Raw genomic sequence first — 12,057 nt, forward strand, 5'->3', positions numbered from 1 at the left:
TTAAACAACATCTCACCTGAAGGCAGATTATGTTTTTCATCTAATCATTATTGATTAGATCTGTTCTTGGTAGGGATTGTCTATATTCAGTTTTGCTAGAATTTCAACTTCAAGTCCTTCCATTTCTTCAGCTTCTTCGTCACTAGTTTCGTGGTCGTAACCCAGTAAATGTAAAACACCATGTACCAATAAATGTGCAAAGTGTTCTTGAGCTGTTTTCTTTTGTTCAACCGCTTCTTGCAATACAACTGGAATACAAATGACTAAGTCACCCAGAGGAAAGGCATCGAGCATTGGTAAAACTTCTTCAGGAATATCACTTGGAAAAGATAAAACATTGGTTGGCTTATCTTTCTCTCGATATTGCAGATTAAGTTGTTGGCTTTCTGCTAAATCGACACAAGCAACGCCAATTTCGCAATCTTCGTTATAACTAACGTGGCGTAAGGTTGTTTCAATGATTTTTTTGAGTTGAGCTCGTTTGAGCTCTAACTCAGGTGATAGGAAGTCTTGTTGTAAAGTTAAACTGATTTTCAAAATGAATCCTTAAGCATCCTGATGTTGCAAGTCTGCTGCTGTATCGTTTTCAGTCATTAACGCTTCTTGACGTGCTTTGCGTTCAGCACGAGCTTCAGCATTAAGACGATGTTGTTCTCCATCCCAACCTTCATACGCTTCAACAATTTTTTGAACCAGTTGATGACGTACAACATCGCGGGAATGGAAACGGGTAATATGAATTTCGGTAATATTTTCAAGTACACGAAGTGCGTGTGCCAGACCAGATTGTTGACCTTTAGGTAAATCGACTTGAGTAATGTCACCTGTAATTACTGCACGAGAGCCGAAACCTAAACGGGTCAAGAACATTTTCATTTGTTCAGGTGTTGTGTTTTGAGCTTCATCCAGAATTACAAATGAATGGTTAAGTGTGCGACCACGCATATATGCAAGAGGCGCAACTTCAATTACTTGACGCTCAATTAACTTGGCAACTTTTTCAAAGCCAAGCATTTCGTAAAGGGCATCGTAAAGAGGGCGTAGATATGGGTCAATTTTCTGGGTTAAATCACCAGGTAAGAAACCCAGCTTTTCTCCAGCTTCTACAGCAGGACGTACAAGTAAAATCCGCTGGATTTCGTTACGTTCTAGCATATCTACGGCGGCGGCAACTGCTAAATAGGTTTTACCTGTACCAGCAGGGCCTACACCAAAAGAAATATCGCTTTGTAAAATACGTTGTACATAACGTTTTTGATTGGCACCACGTGGATTAATGCGGCCTTTTCGCGTCTGGAAATAGACATCGAGTGGCGCATCATGTTCATCCATTTCGTCACCGACCAATTCGAAATTGCGTTCAGTTTGTGAAGATTGAATGAGGAGGTGTAATAGATCGGCACTGATTTGCTGGGATAGCTCAGACTCTTCGTAGAGTCGTTGCAATAATGCTTCGGCTCTCCCAACAGCATCAATTTCACCATCTATGTGAAAAACATCTCCACGATGAGTAATTTTGACATCTAAACGTTGTTCAATTTGCTTCAGGTGCCCATTATAGGCACCCAGAATGCTCTTTAAACGTTCCATTGAAATTTCAGGAAATGTTACGGTACGTCGAATCGCTGCAGTCAAGAGAAAACCTTTCAGTAGACTTTAGAATACCTCTACATTACGCCACGTCAGGTTCAAGATTCAAGAGCTCACCGTAAACAAAATTTAAAGTTTTAATTTCAGTAATCTCGATCTCTGCAAAACGACCAACCCAAGTCGCATCACCAACGAAAGTGACCAGACGTGTATTGTCAGCAGTACCAATTAAAATATTAGGGTCTTGATCAGATACTTTTTCAATAAGTACACGTTCAATTTTACCTAACATGGCATCTGTTTTTTCAATACTAGATTGCTTAATTACTTTTTGAACTTGAGCTAAACGTTCTTTTTTAACTTGCTCTGGTGTGGTGTCTGGCAAGTCTGATGCAGGCGTACCTGGGCGTTTTGAATAAACAAAACTATACGAATGGTCGAAGTCTAAATCTTTGATAAATTGCAATGTTTCTGCGAAATTTTCATCGGTTTCACCAGGGAAGCCAATAATAAAGTCACTTGATAAATGCATATCTGGACGAATTTTGCGTAGCTTCGCAATTTTATCGATATAGACATCAATCGTGTGATTTCGCTTCATTGCTTTTAAAACATCATTCGAACCACTTTGTACCGGCAAGTGTAAATGTGACACCATTTGAGGTAAATCTTCATAACACTGAATAAGCTCATCAGAGAACTCAAGTGGGTGCGATGTTGTATAGCGTAAGCGTCCAATACCCGGAATTTCTGCAACGAGTCGTAACAATTCAGGGAAAGTACAGATGCCACCTTCAAAGGTTTCACCGCGGTAACCATTTACATTTTGTCCAAGAAGTGAAATTTCACGGACACCTTTTTCAGCAAGCCCTGCAATTTCTGCAAGTACATCATCTAAAGGTCGAGAAACTTCTTCACCGCGTGTATATGGAACTACACAGAAAGAACAGTATTTAGAACAGCCTTCCATAATAGAAACAAATGCTTTAAAGCCTTCTACACGTGGTTCTGGTAAAAAGTCGAACTTTTCAATATCTGGGAAAGAAATATCAACCAGTTTGATTTTATCTTTTTTAGGTTTTTCTACTTGAGCATTATGTTGATCAAGCATTTGCGGTAAACGGTGTAATGTTTGAGGGCCAAAAATCATGTCCACATAAGGTGCACGTTTTTGAATATTGTCGCCTTCTTGAGAGGCAACACACCCACCAACACCAATCACAAGATCAGGATTTTTGTCTTTTAATTTGCGCCAGCGCCCTAATTCACTGAATACTTTTTCCTGTGCTTTTTCACGAATAGAACACGTATTCATGAGCAGGATGTCTGCTTCGCTAGGGTTGTTCGTTAAAATGTAACCGTGAGAGTCCCCTAAAAGGTCTGCCATACGGTGACTGTCATACTCATTCATCTGACACCCTTGAGTTTCAATATAAAGTTTTTTTATTGAAACATCAGTGGTGTGCGTTGGCTGGGTAACAGTGTTTTCTGAGGCAGCTTTGGCACCATTGGGAATGAAGGTTTGAACCGTCATGCAGGCTCCTAACAGATCGATCTAAAAAAGAATAAATTTGCCCAAAATGGGTCAAACCATTCATTATAGCAGCATTTGGACTGAACCGATAACAGTAAACCTTTAGAACGTGACACCGTTTTTTTGAAGTAAATTATGTAAATTTTAATGATGTTGAATCAGAGAGTTACATAACACAACAAAAGAAAGCACGAAGACTAATTAAACTATGCTCTGAAGGTGAATAGTCAGGGTTTAACACATTTATGAGACCAAGTAGAAAGAGCTCATCAATCCATAGTCGTGTAATGAAAAATAAATATATGCATCGTAGCTGGTTAGGAGCTATGTGTTTACTTGGTTGTTCATTTACCTATGCTGCTGAAGAGCAGTTTAATGACGCATTAAACGCTGCAAATAGTGGCAATACAGCATTATTAGACCAATATCAGCTTGCTATGCAAAATGATGTATTGGGATACTATCCGGAATATTGGAAACTTAATACCAATCTAGGCTTTCAACCTTCAGCCTCGATTGTAAGTTTTGCTCAACGTTATCCTCAATCAGCAATGGCTGAGAAATTAGCCGCCGATTATGTGGAAGAAAAAGTTAAACAAGCTGACTTCGCATCTGCACAACCTTTATTATCCTATGTAACTAATCCTGATCAGGCCGAAAATTGCGCATTGGCACAGGTGAGAGCGAAAACTGGTGATGCATTAGTTTTTGCTGAATACAAAGATGTTTGGTTAGCCACCGAATCGCAACCTGAATCTTGTGTGGGTCTAGGACGCTTGATGTTATCTAGCCCATTAATGAGTCAGCAAGATAAACAACAACGTCTTTGGGTGCAGTTACGTTCTGGTTTAACAGGGCAGGCCCTTGCTACCGCACAGACTTTGGGAATGAATTTGTCGTTGGCGCAGCTTAACCAAATTCAGGCTAATCCACTCAATTATTTGTGGAGTGCGCCTAAAACCAATGATACAGACTATGCTTATTTGATTTTTGCATTAGGTCGTTTAGCTAATAATGACTTAAGCAACGCTTTTTCGAACGTACAACGTGTCGCTCAAGGTACACCAGAGAATATACAAAAGTATTTATATAGAACGGTGGCTTATATTGGTGGCACCACGGTCATGAAAAATAATTTCAATCGTGAAGTTCTTCAATATTTTGATGCAAGTTATGGTTATCCTCTAAGTTCTGAAGAAGCTGAAATTTATGCGCGTCAGGCAATTCGATTTGGTGCGTGGGAAAGTTTAATTCGTGCCATTGATGCTATGAGCGTGACACAAAAACAAGAAGACCGCTGGCAATATTGGCTTGCTCGTGCAACAGAGCAGCGCAATGACAGTAATTCAAAAAATACTGCGCAACGTATTTATAAAAAATTGGCTGAAAGTGGTGATGACTATCACAACCTTTTAGCAAAAGATCGTTTGGGTGAGCGTTATAATCATCAGCCTTACGATGATCAGCCCACTTCAAGTGATTTAAGACGCTTAGATCAGAATGTTCACTTTAATCGTGCTTTTACTTTAAGACGTATTAATGCAAATCCGACTTATACTAACCGAGAATGGAACTGGGCAGTTCGACAAGCTTATCTTCAACATGATGATGGTGTGTTATTAGCTGCGGCAAAGCGTGCCCATGATATGGGGTGGTATGATCGTGCAATTTATGCAGCAGATCGTACAACAAATAAACATAATGATACGTATCGCTATGTGACACCCCATAAGACTAATGTCGTAAGTCATAGTTACAATGCTGGAATTGATCCAGCGTGGGCTTATGGTTTAATGCGACAAGAAAGCCGATTTGTTACCTCTGCACGCTCTCACGTTGGAGCGGGTGGACTTATGCAAATTATGCCCGATACGGCAAAGTTGATTGCACGTCAAATGGGTGAAACTTATAATCCAGCGGCATTAAGTGAAATGAATACCAATATTCGATATGGAACATTTTATTTGTCGATGATTCAAGGGCAGTTAAGCAATAACCCTGTTTTAGCTACGGCAGGTTATAATGCTGGGCCTAATCGGGCAAGACGTTGGCAACCGGACTTTCAATCAATTTCGGCTGACCAATATACAGAGACAATTCCATTGTTAGAGACCAGAGACTATGTCAAGCATGTCATGACTAATGCAACACATTACGGTGTAATATTGGGGCAAGGAGCTCAATCGTTATCACAACGTATGAAAGTCATTCCAATGCGTACATCGCCTTAAGTTTAAGGTGGTTGATGATGGATCTTCTTTTAATTGGCATATTCAAGTTTTAATTAAATGAAATATAGATATTTGGAACTTCGTTCAATTTTGCAACTTGCATGGTGGCTTATCTGTGCAGGGGTAGGATTGATGAGTTCCGTTTTGCATGCCGAACCTGTTAACTTACAGGGGTATGTTATGCATGTACAAATGACACCTGCCGCATGTGCGTTAGATCCCTCTAAACAAAAACAGCGTAAATGTCTTGAAGGATATTCTTTGACAATTACGGGCCTCATGCCAGAAACAAATCAAACAGATTGTTCAACAGAAAGTTCCGCCACTCTCTCTCCATTACAATCTAAAGTCGTAGCTCGGGTCATGCCTGATAACAATGCCCGTGTGCAGCTTTGGAAAAGTGTAGGGGGGTGCGTTCCTATGAATGCAAGTCAATATTTCCGGACAGTCATTAACTTTGCTGAACGTCTAAAAATTCCAGCTAGCCTCACAAGTTCGACGAATGTTGAAATCCAGCAGTCAGCTTTAAAACAGCAATTTACTCGTCTTAATCCGACCTTGCCTCAAAATGGTATTCGTTTAAGTTGTCAGTTATCGCGTTCAGATGTTGTTCTAACTGAAGTGAAGGTGTGTTACACGGTAAAAGGCCAATATAAACAATGTGCAAATCATGTGGTATCGAATTGCCCAGGTGAAATCACGATTAAAGGTAGTTACTAAAGATGACGGTCATTTCGTAAAAAAATGCTGACCATGCATTGAATCTTTTTGTAAATATTAATTTGTATTTTCTATCAGACTTTTGGTGAAAATGAGTCGCTTTTACATGCATCTGCCACATCTTTAGAGTACAATCTTTGCCGTTTATGATGATTTAGTTAGATGGAATTCCTATTTAGCTAGATTAAGGACATTCATTGGAGACAATTACATGAAGCAACCCGTTCGTGTTGCCGTGACTGGCGCTGCAGGTCAAATTGGTTACAGCTTATTATTCCGTATCGCAAGCGGTGAAATGTTAGGTAAAGATCAACCTGTTATTTTACAATTGCTTGAAGTTCCAGTTGAAAAAGCTCAACAAGCGCTTAAAGGCGTAATGATGGAACTTGATGACTGTGCTTTCCCTTTATTGGCTGGCATGATCGGGACTGATGATCCGAAAGTTGCATTTAAAGATGCTGACTACGCTTTATTGGTAGGTTCTCGTCCACGTGGTCCTGGTATGGAACGTGCTGACTTGTTAAAAGTTAACGGTGAAATTTTCATCGGTCAAGGTCAAGCATTAAACGAAGTTGCTAGTCGTGACGTTAAAGTATTAGTTGTAGGTAACCCTGCAAACACTAACGCTTACATCGCTATGAACTCTGCTCCAGACCTTCCAGCGAAAAACTTCACTGCTATGTTGCGTCTTGACCACAACCGTGCGTTGACTCAAGTTGCTCAAAAAGCTGGTGTTGCAGTTGCTGATATCGAACACTTAACAGTTTGGGGTAACCACTCTCCAACAATGTATGCTGACTACCGTTTTGCAACTGCAAATGGCGAAAGCTTAAAAGACAAAATCAACGATGCGGCATGGAACAAAGATGTGTTCCTTCCAACTGTTGGTAAACGTGGTGCTGCGATTATCGAAGCACGTGGTTTGTCTTCTGCTGCTTCTGCTGCTAACGCTGCAATTGACCATATGCGCGACTGGGCACTTGGTACAAACGGCAAATGGGTAACTATGGGTATTCCATCTGATGGTTCTTATGGTATTCCAGAAGGCGTTATGTTCGGTTTCCCTGTAACAACTGAGAACGGCGAATACAAAATCGTTCAAGGTTTAGAAATTGATGAATTCAGCCGTGAACGTATTAACTTTACGTTAAATGAGCTTGAAGAAGAACGTGCAGCGATTGCTGACATGTTGAAATAATTTATCTTTTTGATAAGTTAAAAAAGCACTCTTTTTAGAGTGCTTTTTTATATTCAATCATTCGCAACGAAACACAAAAAACAACAAGAAAATATAAACATTATCATGCATATAAAAAGGTTTTATTGTTAGATTAGTGAATAGATGATTTAAAACAAGTTATAGGAGAATAACAATGTTTGAGCAGCAACCTACTTTAGAACTTTTATTTGATCAGCTGGGTTTAGATTCGGATGAAGCAAGTATTGAAAACTTTATCAAAACACATCAATTGCCGGCTGATCAGAAACTACATGAAGCCTCTTTTTGGTCAAAAGGCCAAAGCGATTTTTTAAAGAGTCATTGGGAAAAAGATGATGAATGGATTGTGGTTATTGATGAGCTAAATGAACAACTACATGAAGACAGTGTAAAGAGATAAATTAAAAATAAGGCCTGTTTTACATGAGATATAGAACAGGCCGATTCAAATTAAATATTTAGTGCGTTTTTGATTTTACTAAATTTTTATACCATGGTTCTTGGCGAACTGAATTAAAGACAGGATGTGCGTGAAGTAATTCTAGATCACATGTACTTGTTGATAAATATTTAGTTAACCAATGCCTGGTTAGCGCTGACTCTTCTCGCGCTGCTGATGCATAAGCCAAGAAGAAATATATATCTGCATGTTCGTAGTGGGCTAATGGCTTTAAAATTTGTTGAGTAATCAACGCAAAACGTTTTTCTTTATTTAATTCAAAATAAAGCATATAAGCCTTAGCCAACTGCAAAGATAAATTCAGATATAAACTCAATGGCATTTCTTCATATTCCATACGAGCTTGTTCAAGTAAAACAATCCCCTCTTGTAAAAAATGAAGCTGCTCTTGGCGAACATGACTTAATATGACAAGTTGCAAGCGTAAATCGGCACGCTCCAAAGCAAGTTCAGGCGTATTTTTAGTCAAATAAAGCTGATCTGTTTCACCAATTCTGTTCACAATTGTTTTACTTTCAATAGACATACGCCCTAGCCCTTCTTGATCAATAGCATTTATATCGGGTTCATTTACTAAATTTAAAGAGTAGCTTTTAAACCCAGAGAGAATTTCCGCTACGAAGCCAAGCCGTAATCGAAAGCCTTTGTTGCTTTGAAGTTAATACTTCATGCAATAAATTGCTTTGAAATATCACCAGTCGATTGGGTTCTGGGTCAACAATATGCCATTTCTCATTTTTATCTTGCAGTCGTAATTGACCACCCCAATCTTCTTGCCATTCAGCATGTAAATAATAAACGGTTGAGATAATACGATCATTTTTTTGTTGAGGATTGTCTCGGTGTAAAGCATAAAACTCACCCAAATTATAACGGGCAAAATGAGCTTCGACTTCTTTAATTCCTAAATAGAATGCTTGATTTAGACTTTGCGAAAATGAAGTTAAGGTTTCAATATGTTGTTGAGCAATAGGGAGTTGATCATTAATCCAGAGAATATGGTCACTACGAATATTGCTCACCACACCATTTTGAATACCAGCTTCTCTAAATTCATCAATATGATAGCTACACTCTTTGGCGACTTGCGCGCGATATTGATCCGAATAGGCTTGATTAATAATAGCAAAGCCATGCGTATTTAAGTCATCTAGAATTTGATCTAGATCCCATGAGTTATGAAGCAGGTGAGAGAGCATATAACCTCGAGTAGATCGTAAAAATATCAAGCTGCTCTATTTTAGATGATCACAACCTTACGAAAGAATATTTTTTTCATGTTAAACTATTTGTTGAATTGAGGAATTAAAGTCAACATGAATTACCGTCACCATTTCCATGCGGGCAACTTTGCAGATGTTATGAAGCATGTGCTTTTGCTACAGCTTCTCAACCGTTTAAATGCTAAAGATAAACCTTATCGTTATATCGATACGCATGGAGGTGCAGGAAAATATAATTTATCTCTGGCACCTTCACAAAAATCTGGAGAGTTTCTTACAGGCATTCATCGACTAGTTCAGATATCTGAAATGGAAAAGCGTCAGGCACCTGAAGCAATCCAGCAATATTTGAAGTTAGTAGAACAGTTACGTTCTGAAGAAGGTAAGGGTAGTTATCCGGGGTCACCATGGTTTGCTTTGCAAGGTATGCGTGAGATTGATAAAGCTACCGTGTTTGAAATGCAACGTGATGTTTTTGAGCAATTGCGACATAACATTTATGATAAACGTGCAGGTTTACATGAGCGTGATGCATACGAAGGCTTGCTCGGCGTTATTCCACCGAAAGAAAAACGTGGTTTGGTCATGATTGACCCGCCTTACGAATTAGAGCGTAAAGACTTTCCGCAATTAGTTGAACTTTTACAACAAGCTTATAAAAAATGGCCAACAGGTGTTTTTGCAGTTTGGTATCCAATTAAAGACCGAGCGATGATTGAGCGTTTTGAAAAGAAAATGTTCAAAACAGGTATTCGCCGTCAATTGGTTTGTGAAATCTGTGTATGGCCAGATGATACACCTGTAGGCTTAAATGGTTGTGGTCTATTGGTGATTAATCCACCTTGGCAGTTCTCTGAACAAGCCGACCAAGCCCTACAGTGGTTATTCCCGCATCTACGTATGCAAGAAATTGGTGGCCATGCTGCTGTTCGCTGGTTAGTAGGTGAATAACAGTTAACTTAAATCAATGCACATGTTTGGAATAGAAAATAATGACAAATGCGCCTAAACCAGAGCAAGATTTAACTCATAATGAACATTCATTTGATGGGATTACATTCGAAGTGGTTGAAGAAGAAGATAATCCGGAAGGACAAAAAGTGAAGCGCCGAGGAATTTATCTTTGGCCTAACTTAATTACGACAGCCGCTTTGTTGTCTGGTTTCTATTCCATCATTGCGAGTATGAATGGGGATTTCACCCAAGCTATTTATGCCATCTTTATTGCAGCTTTACTCGATGGTTTAGATGGCCGGGTTGCTCGAGCTATTGGTGCACAAAGTGCTTTTGGCGAGCAATATGACTCACTTTCAGACTTATTGGCTTTTGGTGTAGCTCCAGCAATGCTTATGTATAGTTGGAGTTTGCATGATTTAGGTCGTATTGGTTTGGCATGTTGTTTTGTTTATACAGCATGTGCAGCTTTCCGTTTAGCACGTTTTAATGTGCAAATTGGTGTAGTTGATAAGCGCTATTTTATCGGAATTGCAAGTCCATTGGCTGCCATAATCATTATTTCATTAGTGTGGGTTGCTCGCGACTATCCTTTCATTTTTGATTTACGTGATATTGCGATTAAAAGCATTAATGCTGTTCTTATGGTAGTTGTGGGATTACTCATGATCTCCAATATTAAATATTACTCTTTCAAACAAATGGACCGTAAAAGAGTTCCTTTTGTAGTTATGTTGCCAGTAGTACTGATTTTTGCAGCAATCACTTATAATATTCCAATGGGCATTTTGACCGTTTCAATAATCTATGCTCTATCTGGTTTCGTTACGACATTATTTGCACGCAAGAGTAACGAAACAATAAAAACATAAAATAGAAGAGGTTCGGTATGCCTATGTTGATGAATCAAATTAATCAATTACAGCAGCTGGGCCTTAATGCCAAAGAGGGGGTTGTCTATCAACCTTCTCGCGGCTTCTTTAAAATTGTTTATCAAGGCTTAATCCTTCCAAATCTACCGGCTCCACTGCGCTATTTTAATTACATTAGTATGGTTGGACAGCCGCGCATTCCTCTTTGCTATAACACTCACTCAATTACGACTTCGGCAATCGATACTGCAACTGTACTTGTAAGTAATAGCCAGCATAGTGTGGGACATTTAAAAACTTATTCTATTCGGCGGCAATGCCAGTTTGACTCAAAACAATATCAGTTTGATAAAACAGATTTGATTGAGTGGAAAATCCCAAAGATCCATCTTCAGCGACTAGACTCGGAAATGGGATGTGATCTTACTCTTCAGATTCCAGAAAATATCTCTAATACCTCTGCATTGCAGTGGGGAGTCTCAGACTATTGGTCAACCTTATGTTCATGTGAGGGTGAAATTTTTTATAAAGGACAAAAGTATCAAGTTGAAGGATTAGGACGCTTTAAACATGCAAGGGCTCTACATTTACCGTTTTTATCTTTATGTTTCTATACATGCCAAATTATTAATTTAAATGAAACGACTCAACTTACATTTACACAAATAAGGAATCAGTGGAATATCATCTTATGTTCAAGGTTAGATATTCAAGAATTTGGTAAGCCTGTCGAAAGCTTTACTGAAGATGTAAATTTACATATCCATCGCGTTTATCCAAAAGTTAGAACACCCAATGATAAAGAGATGTATTTGCCAAGAGAATTTTCTTGGCAGTGTAAAAAAAATGGAAAAATTATTTTTGAACTTTATGCACAAAGCCGTGGTGACTACAAGTTTGGATTGGCTGCTGGATATGTGGGAAGCTTCCAATATCAATTAAGTTGGAATGAACAATGTCTACAAGGTGAAGGTGGATATTGTGAATATATTGATTGTCGCCCACTTAGGTGGCAGGAAAAGAACCAAGACGAAAAAATATTAGATAAATTGATGCTTTTACAGCCATGTTTATATAAAAAATGACTATTTTTAGCATTTTTGATTAAAAAGTAAACTGTTGTTTCGCTAATATGAAAAAAGGGGTTGCAAGGGAAAGATAATCCTCTATAATGCACATCCATCGGCGGTGATGCAGATAGAAACTTGTTGAAAAACAGTTACTTGGAATTGAGTTGGTTGCTTTAAGTGATAA

General features: G+C 38.8%; 11 protein-coding genes and 1 pseudogene. 7 read left to right on the plus strand and 5 right to left on the minus strand.

The features are described from left to right. Positions 1-54: 54 nt before the first annotated feature. From ybeY to miaB, 3 genes are read right to left on the minus strand one after another with little or no spacing between them, the layout of a single operon-like run. Positions 55-537 carry an rRNA maturation RNase YbeY gene (ybeY, locus tag MKL38_RS12565; RefSeq protein WP_270903411.1) on the minus strand — a complete coding sequence of 161 codons (483 nt, stop codon included), beginning with the start codon at positions 535-537 and terminating at the stop codon, positions 55-57. Positions 538-546: 9 nt separating this feature from the next. Beyond that, entirely contained in the window at positions 547-1,635 is a 1,089-nt protein-coding gene (locus tag MKL38_RS12570) for a PhoH family protein (RefSeq protein ID WP_017388325.1), read from the minus strand. A 37-nt stretch (positions 1,636-1,672) separates the two neighbouring features. Further along, positions 1,673-3,124, minus strand: coding sequence for a tRNA (N6-isopentenyl adenosine(37)-C2)-methylthiotransferase MiaB (gene miaB, locus MKL38_RS12575; protein WP_270903412.1), 1,452 nt, complete (start codon positions 3,122-3,124; stop codon positions 1,673-1,675). Between the two features lie 287 nt (positions 3,125-3,411). On the opposite strand from miaB, the gene MKL38_RS12580 reads away from it, so the two are divergent. The 4 genes from MKL38_RS12580 (at position 3,412) to MKL38_RS12595 (ending at position 7,694) form a co-directional block, all read left to right on the plus strand. Beyond that, entirely contained in the window at positions 3,412-5,355 is a 1,944-nt protein-coding gene (locus tag MKL38_RS12580; protein ID WP_270903413.1) for a lytic transglycosylase domain-containing protein, read from the plus strand. A gap of 57 nt (positions 5,356-5,412) precedes the next feature. Next, entirely contained in the window at positions 5,413-6,075 is a 663-nt protein-coding gene (locus MKL38_RS12585; RefSeq protein ID WP_209734293.1) for a ribonuclease T2 family protein, read from the plus strand. Positions 6,076-6,286: 211 nt separating this feature from the next. After that, positions 6,287-7,273, plus strand: coding sequence for a malate dehydrogenase (locus tag MKL38_RS12590; protein WP_003653591.1), 987 nt, complete (start codon positions 6,287-6,289; stop codon positions 7,271-7,273). 175 nt (positions 7,274-7,448) lie between these two features. Continuing rightward, the gene (locus MKL38_RS12595) at positions 7,449-7,694 is read left to right on the plus strand and encodes a DUF2789 family protein (RefSeq protein ID WP_003653589.1); all 246 of its coding nucleotides are present in this window, start codon (positions 7,449-7,451) and stop codon (positions 7,692-7,694) included. A 58-nt stretch (positions 7,695-7,752) separates the two neighbouring features. Here the strand turns inward: MKL38_RS12595 and MKL38_RS12600 are convergent, their stop codons facing one another. Together MKL38_RS12600 and MKL38_RS12605 are read right to left on the minus strand one after the other, a co-directional pair. Then, the gene (locus MKL38_RS12600; RefSeq protein WP_270903414.1) at positions 7,753-8,280 is read right to left on the minus strand and encodes a hypothetical protein; all 528 of its coding nucleotides are present in this window, start codon (positions 8,278-8,280) and stop codon (positions 7,753-7,755) included. A gap of 67 nt (positions 8,281-8,347) precedes the next feature. Continuing rightward, positions 8,348-8,953, minus strand: a complete 606-nt coding sequence (locus tag MKL38_RS12605) for a 2OG-Fe(II) oxygenase (protein ID WP_270903415.1) — start codon at positions 8,951-8,953, stop codon at positions 8,348-8,350. Positions 8,954-9,070: 117 nt separating this feature from the next. On the opposite strand from MKL38_RS12605, the gene MKL38_RS12610 reads away from it, so the two are divergent. From MKL38_RS12610 to MKL38_RS12620, 3 genes and pseudogenes are all read left to right on the plus strand, one after another. Then, complete coding sequence (locus MKL38_RS12610; RefSeq protein ID WP_003653584.1) at positions 9,071-9,928, plus strand: 23S rRNA (adenine(2030)-N(6))-methyltransferase RlmJ; 858 nt, start codon at positions 9,071-9,073, stop codon at positions 9,926-9,928. Between the two features lie 41 nt (positions 9,929-9,969). Continuing rightward, positions 9,970-10,803 (plus strand): CDP-diacylglycerol--serine O-phosphatidyltransferase, encoded by an 834-nt coding sequence (pssA, locus tag MKL38_RS12615; protein ID WP_004639460.1) that lies wholly within the window; start codon positions 9,970-9,972, stop codon positions 10,801-10,803. 17 nt (positions 10,804-10,820) lie between these two features. Continuing rightward, positions 10,821-11,898, plus strand: a pseudogene (locus tag MKL38_RS12620) (DUF6670 family protein). The last annotated feature ends 159 nt before the right edge of the window (positions 11,899-12,057 follow it).

The organism is Acinetobacter sp. AOR14_HL, assembly GCF_027855175.1.
Taxonomy (GTDB): domain Bacteria; phylum Pseudomonadota; class Gammaproteobacteria; order Pseudomonadales; family Moraxellaceae; genus Acinetobacter; species Acinetobacter calcoaceticus.

What these genes read in the sequence shown, in the direction of transcription:
- miaB (WP_270903412.1), bottom strand. Translation starts at nt 3,124, where the DNA reads ATGACGGTTCAAACCTTCATTCCCAATGGTGCCAAAGCTGCCTCAGAA.
- MKL38_RS12580 (WP_270903413.1), top strand. Translation starts at nt 3,412, where the DNA reads ATGAAAAATAAATATATGCATCGTAGCTGGTTAGGAGCTATGTGTTTA.
- MKL38_RS12585 (WP_209734293.1), top strand. Translation starts at nt 5,413, where the DNA reads ATGAAATATAGATATTTGGAACTTCGTTCAATTTTGCAACTTGCATGG.
- MKL38_RS12590 (WP_003653591.1), top strand. Translation starts at nt 6,287, where the DNA reads ATGAAGCAACCCGTTCGTGTTGCCGTGACTGGCGCTGCAGGTCAAATT.
- MKL38_RS12595 (WP_003653589.1), top strand. Translation starts at nt 7,449, where the DNA reads ATGTTTGAGCAGCAACCTACTTTAGAACTTTTATTTGATCAGCTGGGT.
- MKL38_RS12600 (WP_270903414.1), bottom strand. Translation starts at nt 8,280, where the DNA reads ATGTCTATTGAAAGTAAAACAATTGTGAACAGAATTGGTGAAACAGAT.
- MKL38_RS12605 (WP_270903415.1), bottom strand. Translation starts at nt 8,953, where the DNA reads ATGCTCTCTCACCTGCTTCATAACTCATGGGATCTAGATCAAATTCTA.
- MKL38_RS12610 (WP_003653584.1), top strand. Translation starts at nt 9,071, where the DNA reads ATGAATTACCGTCACCATTTCCATGCGGGCAACTTTGCAGATGTTATG.
- pssA (WP_004639460.1), top strand. Translation starts at nt 9,970, where the DNA reads ATGACAAATGCGCCTAAACCAGAGCAAGATTTAACTCATAATGAACAT.